Genomic DNA, 17,166 nt, shown 5'->3' with positions numbered 1-17,166 from the left:
TTCAGGGGCGCGGGGCTGTATCGATTTGCGGCTCCGCCGCGTGGGCGCGATCAGCCACAGCGGACCCGCGGACGGCAGACAACAGAGCGGGGCAGACGAGAGCCCGAACAGAATCGGACCCGCAAGCCAAGCGGCTCACGGGTCCGAGATCACGCAAAGGCGAGACGCAGGCGTCAGGCTGCCTTGGGCGCGTTGACGTCCGACGGCAGCGCCTTCTGCGCAACCTCGACGAGCGCGGCGAACGCGTTCTCGTCGTTGACGGCCAGCTCCGCGAGGATCTTGCGGTCCACCTCGATGTTGGCGGCCTTCAGACCCTGGATGAAGCGGTTGTAGGTGATGCCGTTGGCGCGGGCAGCGGCGTTGATGCGCTGGATCCACAGCTGACGGAAGTCGCCCTTGCGCTTCTTGCGGTCGTTGTAGTTGTAGACCAGGGAGTGGGTGACCTGCTCCTTGGCCTTGCGGTACAGGCGCGAACGCTGGCCGCGGTAGCCGCTGGCCTGCTCGAGGATCGCCCGACGCTTCTTGTGGGCGTTGACTGCCCGCTTGACGCGTGCCACTTGTTAACTCCTTGTAGCGGGGCCGTGGTTGGACTCACACGACCCGGTATCGATTGGGTCCCGGTCAGAGGTCAGGTGCCGTGTCCGGCACCCGAGCTCACTTGCCGAGAAGCTTCTTGATCTTCTTGGCGTCGCCCGGGGCCATCTCGGCGTTGCCGGTGAGGCGACGCGTCAGACGGGACGACTTGTGCTCGAGCAGGTGGCGCTTGCCGGCGCGCTCACGGAGCACCTTGCCGGAGCCGGTGACCTTGAAGCGCTTGCTGGCACCGCTGTGCGACTTGTTCTTCGGCATAGCGCCGTTCTCTCCTCGTCAGTGGCACTCCGATGCCCGGTCGTGAAACCGGGCATCCGGGAGCCATATGTGTCAGTTGCAATCCCCTGGGCCTGCGCCCCGGGGATCAGGCCTCGGCGGGAGCTTCGGCCGGGGCCTCGGCGGGAGCCTCGGTGAGCTCCTCCCCCTCGGCGGAGTTCTGCGAGCGGCCCGGGTTGGCCTTCGCGTCCGCCTTGCGGGCCGCCTGGGCCTCACGGGCCTCGGCCATCGCCTCGGTCTTCTTCTTGTGCGGACCGAGAACCATGATCATGTTTCGGCCGTCCTGCTTCGGGTTCGACTCGATGAACCCAAGGTCCTCGACGTCCGAAGCGAGACGCTGCAGCAGTCGGAAGCCCAGCTCGGGGCGGGACTGCTCGCGACCACGGAACATGATCGTGATCTTGACCTTGTCGCCCTGCTTGAGGAACCGGACGACGTGACCCTTCTTGGTGTCATAGTCGTGCGGGTCGATCTTCGGCCGGAGCTTCATCTCCTTGATGACCGTGTGCGCCTGGTTCTTGCGCGCTTCACGGGCCTTCATGGCCGACTCGTACTTGAACTTCCCGTAGTCCATGAGCTTGCACACGGGCGGACGGGCGTTCGCCGCGACCTCGACCAGGTCAAGGTCGTACTCCTGCGCAAGCTCCAGGGCCTTGGCAAGCGGAACAATCCCGACCTGCTCGCCGCTGGGACCGACAAGTCGCACCTCGGGAACGCGAATCCGGTCGTTGATGCGGGGCTCGGCGCTGATGGATCCTCCTCGGTAGCACCACGCGACCGTCTGGCGGACAGCCGCGTTACGTCTGTTAACTGGACCAACCGCGCGGAGCCATAAAAAATGCCCCGACCGATCACTGAGGGGCTCCATGTACTACCGGAGCACCTCCGCAGTGATCGCGGGGCGCACATCGGGCGACCCGAAGCCTCGGGGACTTCGGCCGCCTGACCGGTGACCCGCCGCTCCGGGGAGCGGTCAGGTGGGAGATCGGAGCCTCCACTTGTGGGCCGGATTCTTGCGTTGACACGCGGGTATCCAGCCGGTCGTTACACAAGGTTAGCAGCTCCCCGGGGGTGGGGCGAACCACTGTGCGCAACCGCTCCCGCGGCTCGGCCGGTCCGTGGCTCCGCATATCGTGTGGGGCATGAGCGACGCGACCCCCACCCCCGAGTCCGCGGCCCCCGGGCCCGACTCCCCGAACTTCGACACCCTGACCCGTGACATCGCGGACGTCCCCGCGGTCGAGGTGATCACCACGGTGGCGGTCCACCTGATGAGCGCCGCCGCGGTGAACCTCGGTCTCGCCGAGGGCGGCGAGGGCCACAAGGACCTGGACGAGGCCCGCAAGCTGATCCACTCGCTGGCCGGCCTGCTCGACGCGAGCGCGACCGAGGTCAGCTCGTTCCACGCGGCTCCGCTGCGCGACGGCCTGAAGTCGCTGCAGCTGGCGTTCCGCGAGGCGTCGGTGGTGCCGGACGAGCCCGGCCAGGGCCCGGGCGAGAAGTACACGGGCCCGGTCTTCGGCTGAGTCGAGGTTCAGACGGTCCGTACGTAGAGGGGCTCGCCCGGTGGCGTCGCCTCGGCCGGCAGAAGTGCCAGGTCGAGGCCGCGCACCAGGCGGGCCCTCAGTGTTTCGTCGGCGGCGATCCGCCGGGCCACGCGCTGGGCGGCCTCCGCCCGGTCGGCGGCGGGGTCGAGGACGAGGGCGAGGGTGCCGTCCGCGCTGCCGGGGCCGAGGTGGGCGCGGAGCACGGCGGACTCGGCGGCGACGGCGGCACGGACCGCGTCGGTGACGGCGGGGTCGGCGAGCGGGTCGGCGCTGGCCCGGCCCTCGGCGAGGGCGAGCAGCGCGGAGCGTCCCAGCTCGTAGGGGACGGGGCCCGCGAGGTCGAGGACGATGGTGTCGGCCCGCTCGTGGGCCGCGGCCTGCAGCGCCTGGTGGAGCGGTACGGCGACGGGGCGGGCCGCCGGGTCCCACAGCGCCAGGGCCTCGATGGAGGTGAAGGCGGGCAGTGCCTTGCGGTCGCCGGCCTTGAGGGTGGGCACGGCCATGTCGCTGGTCTTCTCGCGGCGCAGCCCGTTCTCGTCCTCCTCGACCTCGCCGAGCACGGCGACGACGGGTACGAGGAGGCGGGCTCCGGCGAGGGCTGCCAGGACGGGCCCGTGGGCCGTACGGTCCTCGGCCCAGCCGGCGAGCGCGGCGGCCAGCCGGGGGTCGGCGGTCCCGTCGTCGTCGGAGAAGCCGGGGTCGGGAATGTTCTTGTTCGCCGTGTTCGCCATGTTCACCACGGTGTCGACCCTACAGAGTGGTCTCAGTCGCGCCGCGACGCCCCGGACCTGGTGCGCCAGAGGTGGACCGCGAGGGCCAGGAGGGCGACGCCGAGGGCGCCGGCCGCGGGCCCCAGCCAGGCCGCCGGGCCGTCGTCGGACGCTGTCGCGTCCGGGCCCCTGCCGAAGTACTTCGTGCCGTACGTCGCCGTGCGCTGCCCCTGCGGCTTGATCCGCCCGGCGCGGTCCAGCGCGGCCGCCGGGTCGATCATGCCGAAGCCCCGGGAGTCGTCGCGGCCGCCGGACGGGGCGTCGCGGGTCGTGTCCTCCAGGATCTCCTTGATCTGTGCGGGCTTCAGGGCGGGGTGCGCGGCGCGGATCAGGGCGACGGCGCCCGACACGAAGGCGGAGGCGGCGCTGGTGCCCCAGCCCTCGTAGTACTTGCGGTCGGGGTCGGCGATGACGATGTCGTCGCCGGGCGCGGCGACGGTGGCGTACCAGCGGCGGGTGGAGAACGAGGCGCGGGCGCCGTTCTCGTCGACGGCCGTCGCGGCGATCACGCCGGGGTAGGCGGCCGGGTACGAGATGTGGTCGCCGCGCTCGCCGCCGTTGCCCGCCGAGGCGACGACGGCGACGCCTTTCTTCAGGGCGTACTGGACGGCGGCGTCCTCCTCGGGCTCGGGGTGGGCGGACTTGGAGTCGTCGCCGAGGGAGAGGTTGATGACGTCCGCGCCGTGGTCCGCGGCCCACCGGATGCCTTCGGCGAGGGCGTTGCCGCGGGTGTTGCGGGCCTTCTTGCGGGCGGGGTCGCCGTCCTCCAGGATCACGCGGACGGGCAGGATCTTCGCCTCGGGCGCGATGCCGAGGACGCCGTCCGCGCGGCCCTCCCCGTGTCCGTGGCCCGCGATGATGCCGGCCATGGCGGTGCCGTGCCTGGCCCAGGGGCGGTCGCCGCGGCCCGCGCCGAAGCCGACCATGTCCTCACCTTCGAGGACGTTGCCCGCGAGGTCGGGGTGCTCGGCGTCTATGCCGGTGTCCAGGACGGCGACGGTGATGCCCCGGCCCTTCGTGGTCTGCCAGGCCTGGCCGGTGTGCATGGCGTCGAGGGCCCACTGCTGGGCGCGGATGCCGTCGTCGGCGTGGGCGGTCGTGGCGGTGAAGGGTACGAGGGCCAGGGCGGCGGCCAGGCCGGTCGCGACCGCGGAGCGGCGCGTGCTCCGGCTGCCTCCCCCGCCTCCCTCGGGGCCCCTCACGACGACTTCTCCGCGGCCGCGATGGTCTTGCGCAGGCCCCGCTCGACGCGGTCCCCGATGCCCTTCGCCTCGTGGCCGAGGCCGGACTGGGCGGGCGCCGACGTGGTGTTGCTGCCCATGGCCTCGGTGGCGGGCTCGGGGTCGGTGACGGCGCGGCCGTCGGCGAATCCTGAGACGGCGTACGCGACGACCGGGGCGTCCGGCAGCACGGACATGGTCCAGGACGCCCGTTGTGCGTCGCCGAAGCCCTCGGCGGCGGTGCCCTTGGCCGCGTACGCGCGGGGCATGAGGTCGGGGCGCCGGTCGAGCCCCTCCTCCGTGAAACGGTTCCGCAGGGTCTGCATGGCGTCGGCGTCCGCCTTGGTGAACAGCAGGCCGACGGTGGTGACGTGGCTGCGGGTCGCGTCCGCGTAGGTGGCGCGGAGCAGGCGCAGGCAGCCGACCGGTGCGAGCACCTTGCTCAGCAGCGGGTCGAAGGCGTCCGCGCAGCCGCTGTCCGGGGCGACGCCGATACGGGTCCAGGAGCGGTCGGCGCCGCCGGGGCCCGCGCCCTCGCCCTCGAGCTCGGGCGGGAAGAGCCGGTCGACGGGGACACTGTGCCAGAGGGCGCCGGTGACGGTGTACGCGCTGCGTGTGGTGCCGCCCGCCACGGACTCGCCGGTCAGCCAACTCCCGGTCGCCGCCCCGCCGATGAGGCCGAGCCCGAGCACGACGCAGGCCACGGCGGCGACGGCACGGGGGCGCGCCCAGGTGGCGATGGGGCGCAGCCGGGTGGTGCTGTCGTCGTACATCGCGGGCCGCGCGAACGACACGAAGGGCCGCCCTGCGCCGGGCCCCGGCGACAGGTCGACGGCCCCGACGGCACGCCGCGCGGCGGTGCCCCGAGCGGTCGCCTCACCCGGAACGGGGCGGAGTCGGGTGGGGGCCTCCGTCTCCCCGATCGGCCCATCGGCCCCGGCACGCGCCCGGACGGCCGGAACGGTGTCGGGCCGCCCGGGAAGAACGGGCCCCGGGCTCGCAGCCGAGGCCAACACGTCGGACGAGCGGCCGTGTTCCCCCTCCGCCCCGGCCGACGCCCCGACCGGCGGAGCATCCCCTCCCCGCGCACGCGACGCCCCCGCCTCCACGTCCGTGGAACGAGCACCGCTCACGCCACCACCCCGCCGGGACACGGGCACACGGGCCGAGGACGGCGCGGGTGAGGTGGACGGCTGCGGTGGCACGCCGTCGATCGAGCGCGTGCCGGGCGGGACCGACGGCGGGGTGTCCGGTAGGCGGGCCGAGGAGGGTGGGGGTGGGAGGGATGGCTTGTCGGGGGTTTTGCGTTCTGCGCGGGCCTTTTCGAAAGGGGCCAGCAGGTCGTGGATGCGTGCCGCCCGGCCGGCTTCCGACTCGGGGCGGGAGGGTGCGAGCACCCAGTCCTCGTCCACGGGTGGCCGGACGTCGGGGAAGCGGGCCGATGCCGCGGGGGGCGGCTCAGCCGGTTCCTCGGAGGGGTCCGTGGGCGGAGTCGCGGGGCGGGGCGGGGCCGACGGGCGGGGCGGCGCGGCGGGACGCGGCGGTACGGGGCTGCCAGGCGCCTCCGTGCTCATGCTCCCCCCGTTTCCTCGCGCTCGGCCGGCCGGAGCGCTCGGTGGGCGAGGCTCCGTGCGCACCGCTCGGCCAGGCTCCGTGCGCGTCACTCTACGGGCAGACACGGGGCGTACGGGAACTCGGTCCGCACCCCCGGGCGATCTGCCCGGATCATCCCCCTACCCTCGGGTAATCGCGTCTGGCAGGCTTCGCCCATGACTGCCCGTGCCGCAGACCGTGCCGCCCACCGCGCCGCAGACCGGGCCCGTTACGACCGGGCCACCGCACACCTCGACGCCCCCGTCGCCGTCGTCGATCTGGACGCCTTCGACGCCAATGCCGATGATCTGGTGCGGCGGGCCGGGGGCAAGCCGATCCGGGTCGCGAGCAAGTCCGTGCGCTGCCGCGCCCTGCTCGAACGGGTCCTGGCCCGCGACGGTTTCGCCGGAATCATGTCGTTCACGCTCGGGGAGTCCCTGTGGCTGGCCCGTTCCGGCTTCGACGACGTGCTGCTCGCCTACCCCTCGGCGGACCGCGCCGGGTTCGCCGAGCTGACCGCCGATCCGAAGCTCGCGGCCTCGGTGACCGTGATGGTCGACGACCCGGCCCAGCTGCAGCTGATCGACGAGGCCAGGGACGGCGGGGCCGAGGAGGTGCGGGTCTGTCTGGAGCTCGACACCTCCTTCCAGGCACTGGGCGGCCGCGTCCGCATCGGCGCGCTCCGCTCACCGTTGCACTCGCCCGTGCAGGTCGCCGCCCTGGCCCGGGCCATCGAACGGCGCCCCGGATTCCGGCTGGTGGGCGTCATGGCGTACGAAGGACATGTCGCGGGCGTGGGCGACGCGGTCGAAGGGCATCCGGCGCGCTCGCGGGCGGTCCGTCTCATGCAGACCGCGGCCCGCAAGGAGCTCGCCGCGCGCCGCGCGGAGACGATCGCCGCGGTGCGGGCGGTCGCGCCGGGGCTGGAGTTCGTGAACGGCGGCGGCACCGGCAGCGTGCAGCACACCGCCGCGGAGCGCGCGGTGACGGAGATCGCGGCGGGTTCGGGGCTGTTCGTGCCACGGCTCTTCGACAACTACACGTCGTTCAGCGGGCGTCCGGCCGCACTGTTCGCGCAGCCCGTGGTGCGGCGGCCCGGCCCGGGAACCGTGACGGTGCTCGGTGGCGGCTATCCGGCGTCGGGTGTCGCGGGCACGGACCGCTCACCGGAGCCGTACCTCCCCCAAGGGCTGCGGTACGACGCGCAGGAGGGCGCAGGAGAGGTGCAGACGCCACTGCACGGGCCCCCGGCGGACGACCTGCGGATCGGCGACAAGGTGTGGTTCCGGCACGCCAAGGCCGGGGAGCTGTGCGAGCGGTTCGAGACCCTGCACCTGGTCGAGGGCGACCGGGTGACGGGGAGCGTCCCGACGTACCGGGGCGAGGGGCACACGTTCCTCTGACCCGCCCCCGGCCGCGTACCCACATACCCGCGTGCCCCTACGGCGTCGGCTCCACGTCGTTGCCCACGCCGCCGCCCGTCGCGCTGTCGTCGACCGAGCGGATCCCGTCGGTGATCTCGTCGAGGACGGAGACCGGCGGCGCGCCGTCGCCCGCGCCGACGTTGAAGCGGACCATGATCATCGACTCGGAGCCGACGCTCGACGCGAAGGACAGCGACTGGACGTAGCCGCCGTCGCCCTTCGCCGTGTGGACGCGCCAGCGCACGAAGTAGCCGGTGCGGCCCGCGACGGCCACCTGGCCTTCCTTGACCTTTTCGTGGCTGGTGATGCCGCCGTAGGGCTGGTTGTCCAGCTTGTCCTTGTCGAAGGCGGCGTCCGCCGCGTCCTTGATGTCACCGAGGGCGAGGGCCTTGGGGTCCGTCTCGTCGGTGCCCGTCACGGTGGTCGACGTGACCGTGCCCTCGCGGCAGAGCCCGGAGCCGCCCGGGCAGTCGACGATGTCCGGGGTCTGGATCGTCGCGCCGCTGCCGAAGGAGTCGTCGTCCTTCTCCCAGCCCTCGGGCACGGGGAGCGTGATGCCGTTGAGGTCGTCGACGAGGGTGTCCGGGTCGGGGTCGGTGCTCGGCGACGCCGACTTCTCCTTCTCCGAGGCGACCGGTTCCGGGCCGTCCTTCGCGGACGCGCTCGGCGCCGGTGTGCCGCCCTGCGGGTCGTCGTCGCCCCCGGTGAGGGTGACGGCGCCCGCGACGATGGCTCCGACGAGGACGACCCCCGCGACGCCCAGCGCGACGACCTTCGCCCGGCCCCCGCCGCCACCCGACGCGACCGGCATGACCGACGTCGTGGCCTGCGGCGGCCCGAACCCCTGCTGTGCGGGGGCGGCTTGGGCGTACTCGGGGGTCCGCCGGTGCTCGGTCCACGCGGAACCGTCCCACCAACGCTCGACGGACGGCTGGTGCGGGTCCGGGTACCAGCCGGGCGGGGTCGACATGCTCATCCCGGAACTCTAAGACGTGCCGCGAAGATCGGTACACCGAGTCCGGTGAGTACAAGGAGTCCGATCAGTGGACCCGGTCCTCCTGGTCCGGCACCACCGACCCGTCCTCCCGCAGCACCGGACCCTTGCTCCCGTCGTGCTCGTTGTACGCGCCGGTCGAGCACGGGTAGGTGCCCTCCTTCTGCGGCAGCGGCTCGATGAACATGGGGTTCACGACCCAGCGGCCGTCCGCGTTGTCGTACGCACGGCACATGAACTCGCTCTTGTTGCGGTTCAGGACGAGGTGCGCGCCCGTGGCGTCGCCGACGAACGTCACGTCCGTGTCGGCGTCGCCGCCGCCGAGGGCGATGCGGTGCCCGAAGTCCTGCTTGTCCCAGGCCTTCTTGCCCTTGATCTTGAAGATCTCCTGGTTGATCCAGCAGCGCTTGCCGTCGATGTACGGGATGGCCTCGCCCTTGTTGACGGGGACGCCGCCGCAGCCCTGGTTCCAGGTGGTGATCCGGCCCTTGCGGTCGAGGACGGAACGGATGGCGACCGTGTGCTTGCGGTCGATGCCCACGCCCCCCTTGCCGGAAGCCCAGACCTCGGTGACCGGCTCCGAGCCCGCCGAGACGATGTAGACGTCGAAGCCGGCCTTCTTGAGGGTGCGGATCAGGTCGCGCTGCTGGTCGTAGTAGCGGACGTAACCGGGGATCTCGTGCGTGCCGACGGTCTGCGTCGCGCCGACGGGTGCGGCGAGCGCCTCCTTGCGGGCCTTCGCGGCGTACGACTCCAGTTCGGGGACGGTGTGCCCGGCGAAGAGCTGCGGCACCCAGGCGTACTGCGGGACGGTGTGCCGGTGGTCCCACTTCCCCGCGAACGCGGCGGCGCCGCTCATCGTCTTCCCGTCCTCGCGGACCTCGAAGATCTCGTCGGCGCAGGCGGTGTTCCTGGAGGTGGGCAGCGGCTTGCCGACGGGCACCTTCGTGCCGCACGCCTCGGTGAGCGCGCGGTGCGCGTCGTCGGTCATCCACTTGCTGGTGGACTTCCAGCTCTTGGGGCGCAGGATCTTGTCGTGCCGCAGCGACCAGGCGATGGTCGCGTCGGTGACGTCGTTCTTCGTGATGGTGTTGTCCCAGTCGAACGCGGCGACCGGGCGCTTGTTCCTGCCGTGGCCCAGGCCCGGGTTCGCGCAGGTGCCGCGCTCGTCGATGGTCCGCTGGAGCTTGGCGCGGTTGTTCCCGTACCACTCCAGCTTCTTGGAGAGCTGCGGGCAGTCGCCGCCCGCAGCACGGGAGGCGGTACGGGAGTTCATGGGCTGCGCGGCCGTGGCGGCGGCCGCGGGGAGTGCTGCGGGCACGGCCGCCAGGGTGGCGGCCGCGGCCAGAGTCAGCGCCAAAATGTTTCTGTTACGCATGCGAGTGGACCGTACATCAGTCCTACGAGCCTGACGACGGTGCCGGCGCCCCGTACACCGTGTCCCTCTGATCGGGGATCACGGAGCCGTCCGTACGGCGCACCGGGCCCTGGCCGCCGCTCCGTTCGGTGTATCCGGTGGAGGCGCAGGGGTAGGGGTCGGCCTTGCGGCCCTTCGGTTCGATGAACATGGGGTTCACCAGCCAGCGCCCGTCGCCGTTCTCGTAGGCGCGGCACATCAGTTCGTTCTTGTTGCGGTTCAGGACGAGCCGGAGACCGGTGGCGTCGCGCAGGAAGGAGACGTCCGTGTCGGAGTCGCCCGCCGCGAACACCTGGCGTCTCGCCGCCGGTTGGACCTTCTCGGCCGCCGCGCCGCGCACGCCGAAGATCTCCTTGTTGATCCAGCAGCGCTTGCCGTCGATGTACGTGATCATCGAGTCGTCGCCGTCCCTGACGGTGCCGCAGCCCTTGAGGTGCGCGGTCAGCTTCCCGTGGGCGGTGACGTTGCGGATGCCGAGGGTGTGGCGGGCGTCGATGCCCAGGGCCCTCCCCCACACCTCGGCGACCGGCTCGGGCGAGGCGGAGACGATGTGGACGGCGAAGCCGGCCTTCTTGAGGGTGCGGATCAGGTCGCGCTGCTGGTCGTAGTAGCGCACCCAGCCGGTGACCCGGTGCGTGCCGACCTTCTGCTCCGTGCCGATGGGCGCCGCGAGGTTCTCCTCGCGGGCGGCGGCCGCGAACTGCTTCACCTGACGCGTGGACCAGCCGCGGGTGAGCTGTGCGAGCCAGGCGTACTGCGGTTCCATGCGGCGGTGGTCGAAGCCGGCGAAGGCGGCCCTGCCCGCGGTCGTGGTGCCCTCGCTGTAGACGGAGAGGATCTCGTCGGCGCAGGCCGTGTCGTGGCGGGTGGGCAGGGTGGTGCGGGTGGTGGGGCAGGCCTTGGCGAGGGCCTTGGCCGCGGTGTCGGTGAGGTAGCGGCTGGTGGTGTGCCAGTCGCCGCGCTGCGGGGTGCGTATCCTGCCGTTGCGCAGCAGCCAGAACATGGTGGCGTCGCCGATGTCGTTCTTGATGACGGTGTTGTCCCAGTCGAAGGTGGCGACGGGCTTGGCGCCGCCCCTGCCGTCACCGCATCTGCCGTACTGGTCCACCATGCGCTGGAGGCGCGCCTTGTTCTTGCCGTACCAGCCTTCGGAGACGGTCAGCGTGGGGCACTTCTCGGCCTTCGGCCGGGCGTGCTGCGTTGCTTCTGCGGTGGCCTGGACGCCGAGGAGGCCGGTCCCGGCGACGGCCAGCACGGCGGCTGCGGCGGTGCAGCGGCGCTTGAGGTTCATGTACACGCTCCCGTGTCTACGCAGGTCAGCCGGGCGTCGTGCGACGCCCGGCTGACGGGTGGGTGGCCCCTTGGTGAACTGCGGGGTGAGGCCTACAGCGGTGTGACGTACGCCCCCGTGAGCCCGCCGTCGACGAGGAAGTCCGTCGCGTTCACGAACGAGGAGTCGTCGCTGGCGAGGAACGCCACCGCGGAGGCCATCTCCTCGGCCTCGGCGAAGCGGCCCACGGGAATGTGCACGAGGCGGCGGGCGGCCCGCTCGGGGTCCTTGGCGAACAGTTCCTGGAGGAGCGGGGTGTTGACCGGGCCCGGGCAGAGCGCGTTGACGCGGATGCCCTCGCGGGCGAACTGCACGCCGAGTTCGCGGGACATGGCGAGGACGCCGCCCTTGGACGCGGTGTAGGAGATCTGCGACGTCGCCGCGCCCATGCGGGCCACGAACGAGGCGGTGTTGATGATGGAGCCCTTGCCCTGGCGCCGCATGTAGGGGATGGCGGCCTTGCAGCACAGGTACACGGAGGTGAGGTTGACGTCCTGGACGCGCTTCCAGGCCTCCAGGCCGGTGTCGAGGATGGAGTCGTCGTCGGGCGGCGAGATGCCCGCGTTGTTGAACGCGATGTCGACGGAGCCGTACGTGTCGAAGGCCGTCTTGAAGAGCGCCTCGACCTGCTCGGCGTCGGTGACGTCGACCTTCACGAAGGTCCCGCCGACCTCCTCGGCGACGGCCTTGCCCGCGGTCTCGTCGATGTCGCCGCAGACGACGTTGGCGCCCTCGGAGGCGAGGCGGCGCGCGGTGGCGAGGCCGATGCCGCTGCCGGCGCCGGTGATGACGGCGGTACGGCCCACGAGGCGGCGGCAGATGTTTTCTGTCATGGGTTCAGGCCTCCGTGCTGATGAAGACGTTCTTGGTCTCGGTGAATGCGGTGAGCGCGTCGGGGCCGAGTTCGCGGCCGAGTCCGGACTGCTTGTAGCCCCCGAACGGCGTCCAATAGCGCACGCTGGAGTGCGAGTTGACGGACAGGTTGCCTGCCCTGACCGCCCCGGACACGCGCAGGGCGCGGCCGACGTCACGCGTCCAGACGGAGCCGGACAGGCCGTGGTCGGTGGCGTTGGCGAGGCGGACGGCGTCGGCCTCGTCGTCGAAGGGGATGACGACGGCGACGGGACCGAAGACCTCTTCCGTGGCCACCGGCGAGTCCGGGTCGACGTCGGTGAGCAGCGTCGGCGGGAACCAGAAGCCGGGGCCCTCGGGCGCCGTCCCGTGGATGCCGTCTCCGGGGGTGACGTAGGAGTGGACGCGGTCCAGCTGGACCTTGGAGATCAGCGGGCCCATCTGCGTCTTCTCGTCGGACGGGTCGCCCACGACGATCGACTCCACCGCGGGCGCGACGACCTCCAGGAACCGGTCGTACACCGAGCGCTGGACGAGGACGCGGGTGCGGGCGCAGCAGTCCTGGCCCGAGTTGTCCAGGTACGACATGGGGGTGGCCAGTGCCGCGGCTTCCACGTCGGCGTCGGCGAAGACGATGTTGGGGCTCTTGCCGCCGAGTTCGAGGGTCAGGCGCTTCACGCGGTCGGCGCACCGGGCCATGATCCGCTTGCCGACGCGGGTGGAGCCGGTGAACACGATCTTGGCGACGCCGGGGTGCTCGACAAGCGCGTTGCCCGCTTCCGTGCCGGTGCCGGGCAGGACCTGGAAGAGGTCTTCGGGCAGGCCTGCTTCGAGGGCGAGTTCGGCGAGGCGGAGCGCGGTGAGCGGGGTGGTCTCGGCGGGTTTGAGGATGACCGCGTTGCCCGCCGCGAGGGCGGGGGCGGTGCCCCACGCGGCGATCGGCATCGGGAAGTTCCAGGGGGCGATGACGCCGACGACGCCGAGGGGTTCGAGGACGGTGACGTTCAGGCCGCCCGCGACGGGGATCTGGCGGCCGTTGAGGCGCTCCGCTCCCCCGGCGGCGTAGTCGAGCAGGTCGCGGACGTTGCCGGCTTCCCAGCGGGCGTTGCCGATGAGGTGGCCCGCTTCGCGGACCTCCAACCGGGCGAGTTCCTCGATGTGTGCGTCGACGGTGGTGGCGAAGCGGCGCAGGAGGCGCGCGCGGTCGGCGGGGGCGGTGGCCGCCCACTTCTCCTGGGCCCTGGTGGCGCGTGCGACGGCGGCGTCGACGTCGGACGCGGTGGCGGCCGGGACGGACGCGACGACCTCTTCGGTCGCCGGGTTGAGTACCTGCAGCAAGTCGTTCCTCACATGCGTTCGAAGGAGCGGCGGAGCTCCCAGTCGGTCACCGCGGAGTCGAAGGCCTGCAGCTCGACCCGCGCCATGTTGCGGTAGTGCGCGACGACCTCGTCGCCGAAGGCGGCCTTGGCGACGGGGCTGTTCTCCCAGAGCTCGGCGGCCTCGCGCAGGGTGGTGGGGACGTGCTCGTACTCGCCGGTGTAGGCGTTGCCCGTGCACTCCTCGGGCAGTTCGAGCTTGTGCTCCATCCCGTACAGGCCCGCGGCGACGAGGGCCGCGACGGCGAGGTGCGGGTTGACGTCTCCGCCGGGCAGCCGGTTCTCGAACCGCATGGAGCGGCCGTGGCCGACGACGCGGAGCGCGCAGGTGCGGTTGTCGTACCCCCAGGCGGCGGCGGTCGGCGCGAACGTGCCGGGCTGGAACCGCTTGTAGGAGTTGATGTTGGGCGCGTAGAGGAGGGAGAAGTCGCGGAGTGCGGCGAGCTGGCCCGCGAGGAAGTGCCGCATGACGGGCGACATGCTGCCGGGGTCGTCCGCGGAGCCCGCCATGACGTTGGTGCCGTCGGCGTCCTGGAGCGAGAGGTGGATGTGGCAGGAGTTGCCCTCGCGCTCGTTGAACTTGGCCATGAAGGTGAGGGAGACACCTTCCTGGGCCGCGATCTCCTTGGCGCCGGTCTTGTAGATGGCGTGCTGGTCGCAGGTGACGAGGGCCTCGTCGTACTTGAACACGATCTCGTGCTGGCCGGGGTTGCACTCGCCCTTGGCCGACTCGACGGTGAGCCCGGCGGCCGCCATGTCGTTGCGGATGCGGCGCAGGAGGGGTTCGATGCGGCCGGTGCCGAGGACGGAGTAGTCGATGTTGTACTGGTTGGCGGGCGTGAGGTCCTTGTAACCGGCGTCCCAGGCCTGTTCGTAGGTGTCCTTGAAGACGATGAATTCGAGCTCCGTGCCGACGTGCGCGGTGTAGCCGAGCTCCGCGAGGCGCTCCAGCTGGCGGCGCAGGATCTGGCGGGGCGCGGCGACCACGGGCGAGGAGTCGTTCCAGGCGAGGTCCGCGATCAGCATCGCGGTGCCCTCGTTCCAGGGGACCCGGCGCAGGGTGGAGAGGTCGGCGTGCATGGCGAAGTCGCCGTAGCCGCGGTCCCAGGAGGACATCGCGTAGCCCCCGACGGTGTTCATGTCGGCGTCGACGGCGAGGAGGTAGTTGCAGCCCTCCGTGCCGTGTTCGAGGACCTCTTCGAGGAAGAAGCGGGCGGCGAACCGCTTGCCCTGGAGCCGCCCCTGCATATCGGGGAAGGCCAGGACGACAGTGTCGATCTCGCCGCTCGCGACGAGGGCCTTGAGCTCCTCGACGGCCAGCGGGGGTGTGCGGTCTGCCACGGGAAAAGCCTCCTTGGGTCAGCCGGGAGCCATAAGGTATTGCCGAGAACCATTGCTTGGGAAGGGGGTACGGAGATGTCGCACCCGGAAGAGGGCACGGCGGCGTCCGCGCCGGACGACGAGCGCCTGACGGCGGTGCTGCGCCCGGTGCGGGCGGGCAACGGCTTCGAGGAGGCCCTGGAGCAGATCCTCCAGGTCGTCCGGCTCGGCCTGGTGCCCGGCGGGGAACGCCTGCCGTCGGAGCGGGAACTCGCCGACCGCCTCGGCATCAGCAGGGTCACGCTGCGCGAGGTCCTGAAGGTGCTGCAGGACCAGGGCCTGGTCGAGTCGCGTCGCGGGCGGTACGGCGGCACGTTCGTGCGGCCGCGTCCCGAGGCGCCCGGCGAGGACGAGCTGCGGCGCCGCATCAAGGACGTCGACGTCGAGGACGCGCTGCGCTTCCGCGAGGTCATGGAGGTCGGCGCGGCCGGGCTGTGCGCGGCACACGGCCTGACCGACGAGCAGGCGGACCGGCTGCGCACGGCGCTGACCCGGACGCACGACGCGCCCCTCGCGGAGTACCGGCGCCAGGACACCCTGCTGCACCTCACGCTCGCCGAGCTGTGCGGGTCGCCGACGCTCACCGCGCAGTACGCGGCGGTCCGCGCGACCGTCAACGACCTCCTGGACTGCATCCCGCTGCTCGTGCGGAACCTGGAGCACTCGCAGCGGCAGCACACGGCGCTCGTGGAGGCGGTGCTGGACGGGGACGCGGACGGCGCGCGGGAAATGATGCGGGAGCACTGCTCGGGGACGGCGGCGCTGCTGCGGGGGTTCTTGACGTGAGACGCGATTAACCACCGCGTAACGCAAGGGTCTTGCATTCCCCCACCCGGCACGGCAAAGGTATGCACCCTGCAAAGGTATGCAGCCGTTCCATTGAGTCGCCCCGCCAGCCGAGGAGCCGCGTCATGACGATGGACCCCACCCCACCGAACCCGGCCCCGGCCGAGCCCGCGGACGACTATCTGGAACGCAGGACGCTGCGCAGGGGCAGCGCGGGCTGGCTGCTGCTCACCGGCCTCGGCGTCGCCTACGTCGTCTCCGGCGACTACTCGGGATGGAACTTCGGCCTCGCGGAGGGCGGCTTCGGCGGACTCGGCATCGCCATGGCGCTCATGGGCGTGATGTACGCGTGCATGGTCTTCTCGCTCGCCGAGCTCTCGTCCGTCCTGCCGACGGCGGGCGGCGGCTACGGCTTCGCGCGGCGGGCGCTCGGCCCGTGGGGCGGCTTCCTGACCGGTACGGCGATCCTCATCGAGTACATCCTGGCGCCGGCCGCGATCTCCATCTTCATCGGCGACTACGTCGAGTCGCTCGGCCTCTTCGGCCTCACGTCCGGCTGGCCCGTCTACCTCGCCTGCTTCGTGATCTTCATCGGCATCCATCTGTGGGGCGTCGGCGAGGCGCTGCGGTTCAGCTTCGTCGTCACCGGCATCGCGGTGGCCGCGCTGCTGATCTTCGCGGTCGGCGCGTTCATGGACTTCGACGCCTCCAAGCTGAACGACATCCCCGTGGAGGCGGACGCCTTCGGCGCCAACTCATGGCTGCCGATGGGCCTGTTGGGCATCTGGGCGGCGTTCCCGTTCGGCATGTGGTTCTTCCTGGGCGTGGAGGGCGTACCGCTGGCCGCCGAGGAGACCAAGGACCCGGCGCACACCCTGCCCCGCGCGATCCGCTGGTCGATGGCCATCCTCGTCGTCCTCGCGCTCCTCACCTTCTTCGCCTCGTCCGGCGCGCGGGGCGCGAACGCGATCCAGGACGCGGGCAATCCCCTGGTGGAGGCGTTGCAGCCGGACGGCGATGCGACCGCGCTCAGCCGCATCGTCAACTACGCGGGCCTCGCAGGTTTGGTCGCCTCCTTCTTCTCCCTCATCTACGCGGGCTCGCGCCAGCTCTTCGCGCTCTCCCGCGCCGGCTACCTGCCCCGCTTCCTCTCGCTCACGAGCAGCCGCAAGGCTCCCTACCTGGGCTTGCTCGTCCCGGGCGCCATCGGCTTCGGCCTGGCCGCGGCGACGGGCGACGGCGCCCGGATGCTGAACGTCGCGGTGTTCGGCGCGACCATCTCGTACGCCCTGATGTCCCTGTCGCACATCGTGCTGCGCCGCCGCGAGCCGACCCTCGAACGCCCCTACCGCACCCCCGGCGGCATCCTCACCTCGTCCGTGGCACTGGTCCTCGCCTGCGCGGCGCTGGTCGCGACGTTCCTGGTGGACGTGACGGCGGCGCTCATCGCGCTCGGGGTGTACGTGGTCGCCCTCGCCTACTTCGGCGTCTACAGCCGCAAGCACCTGGTGGCGCGCGCACCGGAGGAGGAGTTCGCGGCGCTTGCGGCGGCCGAGGCAGAGTTGGAACGCAACTGATCAGCACGCTGTGAGGAGAACGGTGAGCAAGAA

The 17,166-nt window shown here is 71.7% G+C and carries 16 protein-coding genes; 4 read left to right on the top strand and 12 right to left on the bottom strand.

Annotated features, from left to right (window positions below):
• Positions 1-173: 173 nt before the first annotated feature.
• From rplT to infC, 3 genes are all read right to left on the bottom strand, one after another.
• Positions 174-557, bottom strand: a complete 384-nt coding sequence (gene rplT, locus DEJ48_RS32105; RefSeq protein ID WP_150165812.1) for a 50S ribosomal protein L20 — start codon at positions 555-557, stop codon at positions 174-176.
• Positions 558-654: 97 nt separating this feature from the next.
• Complete coding sequence (rpmI, locus tag DEJ48_RS32100; protein WP_007829094.1) at positions 655-849, bottom strand: 50S ribosomal protein L35; 195 nt, start codon at positions 847-849, stop codon at positions 655-657.
• A 106-nt stretch (positions 850-955) separates the two neighbouring features.
• Positions 956-1,618, bottom strand: coding sequence for a translation initiation factor IF-3 (gene infC, locus DEJ48_RS32095; RefSeq protein ID WP_150221524.1), 663 nt, complete (start codon positions 1,616-1,618; stop codon positions 956-958).
• 391 nt (positions 1,619-2,009) lie between these two features.
• Between infC and DEJ48_RS32090 the strand changes: the two genes are divergently transcribed.
• The gene (locus DEJ48_RS32090; protein WP_150219662.1) at positions 2,010-2,393 is read left to right on the top strand and encodes a DUF1844 domain-containing protein; all 384 of its coding nucleotides are present in this window, start codon (positions 2,010-2,012) and stop codon (positions 2,391-2,393) included.
• An 8-nt stretch (positions 2,394-2,401) separates the two neighbouring features.
• Here DEJ48_RS32090 and DEJ48_RS32085 read toward each other — a convergent pair whose 3' ends face one another.
• From DEJ48_RS32085 to DEJ48_RS32075, 3 genes are all read right to left on the bottom strand, one after another.
• The gene (locus DEJ48_RS32085) at positions 2,402-3,145 is read right to left on the bottom strand and encodes an SseB family protein (RefSeq protein ID WP_150219661.1); all 744 of its coding nucleotides are present in this window, start codon (positions 3,143-3,145) and stop codon (positions 2,402-2,404) included.
• 32 nt (positions 3,146-3,177) lie between these two features.
• A complete protein-coding gene (gene mycP / locus DEJ48_RS32080; RefSeq protein WP_223832535.1) occupies positions 3,178-4,320 on the bottom strand; it encodes a type VII secretion-associated serine protease mycosin in 1,143 nt (380 codons plus the stop codon).
• A gap of 62 nt (positions 4,321-4,382) precedes the next feature.
• The gene (locus tag DEJ48_RS32075; RefSeq protein ID WP_223832271.1) at positions 4,383-5,198 is read right to left on the bottom strand and encodes a hypothetical protein; all 816 of its coding nucleotides are present in this window, start codon (positions 5,196-5,198) and stop codon (positions 4,383-4,385) included.
• Positions 5,199-6,173: 975 nt separating this feature from the next.
• On the opposite strand from DEJ48_RS32075, the gene DEJ48_RS32070 reads away from it, so the two are divergent.
• On the top strand, positions 6,174-7,400 hold the full coding sequence (locus DEJ48_RS32070) for an amino acid deaminase/aldolase (protein ID WP_150219660.1): 1,227 nt from the start codon (positions 6,174-6,176) through the stop codon (positions 7,398-7,400).
• A 37-nt stretch (positions 7,401-7,437) separates the two neighbouring features.
• On the opposite strand, the gene DEJ48_RS32065 is transcribed toward DEJ48_RS32070, so the two are convergent.
• The 6 genes from DEJ48_RS32065 to DEJ48_RS32040 all read right to left on the bottom strand — a co-directional run bounded on the left by DEJ48_RS32065 (position 7,438) and on the right by DEJ48_RS32040 (position 14,731).
• Positions 7,438-8,397: a DUF2510 domain-containing protein gene (locus tag DEJ48_RS32065; protein ID WP_150219659.1), complete on the bottom strand. Its 960-nt coding sequence runs from the start codon at positions 8,395-8,397 to the stop codon at positions 7,438-7,440.
• 64 nt (positions 8,398-8,461) lie between these two features.
• Positions 8,462-9,793, bottom strand: a complete 1,332-nt coding sequence (locus tag DEJ48_RS32060) for a haloacid dehalogenase-like hydrolase (RefSeq protein ID WP_150219658.1) — start codon at positions 9,791-9,793, stop codon at positions 8,462-8,464.
• Between the two features lie 22 nt (positions 9,794-9,815).
• Positions 9,816-11,123, bottom strand: coding sequence for a haloacid dehalogenase-like hydrolase (locus DEJ48_RS32055; protein WP_150219657.1), 1,308 nt, complete (start codon positions 11,121-11,123; stop codon positions 9,816-9,818).
• 92 nt (positions 11,124-11,215) lie between these two features.
• Entirely contained in the window at positions 11,216-11,995 is a 780-nt protein-coding gene (locus DEJ48_RS32050) for a 3-oxoacyl-ACP reductase (RefSeq protein WP_150219656.1), read from the bottom strand.
• Between the two features lie 4 nt (positions 11,996-11,999).
• Positions 12,000-13,352 (bottom strand): aldehyde dehydrogenase family protein, encoded by a 1,353-nt coding sequence (locus tag DEJ48_RS32045; protein WP_190537723.1) that lies wholly within the window; start codon positions 13,350-13,352, stop codon positions 12,000-12,002.
• Between the two features lie 8 nt (positions 13,353-13,360).
• Positions 13,361-14,731, bottom strand: coding sequence for a glutamine synthetase family protein (locus tag DEJ48_RS32040; protein ID WP_150219654.1), 1,371 nt, complete (start codon positions 14,729-14,731; stop codon positions 13,361-13,363).
• 75 nt (positions 14,732-14,806) lie between these two features.
• Between DEJ48_RS32040 and DEJ48_RS32035 the strand changes: the two genes are divergently transcribed.
• The gene (locus tag DEJ48_RS32035; RefSeq protein ID WP_150219653.1) at positions 14,807-15,556 is read left to right on the top strand and encodes a FadR/GntR family transcriptional regulator; all 750 of its coding nucleotides are present in this window, start codon (positions 14,807-14,809) and stop codon (positions 15,554-15,556) included.
• Positions 15,557-15,681: 125 nt separating this feature from the next.
• Positions 15,682-17,133, top strand: a complete 1,452-nt coding sequence (eat, locus tag DEJ48_RS32030; protein WP_190537721.1) for an ethanolamine permease — start codon at positions 15,682-15,684, stop codon at positions 17,131-17,133.
• The last annotated feature ends 33 nt before the right edge of the window (positions 17,134-17,166 follow it).

The sequence above is a fragment of the Streptomyces venezuelae genome, from assembly GCF_008642315.1.
GTDB lineage: Bacteria > Actinomycetota > Actinomycetes > Streptomycetales > Streptomycetaceae > Streptomyces > Streptomyces venezuelae_D.
Note: the sequence above shows the minus strand (reverse complement) of the source record. Positions and strands in the feature narration are given on the sequence as shown.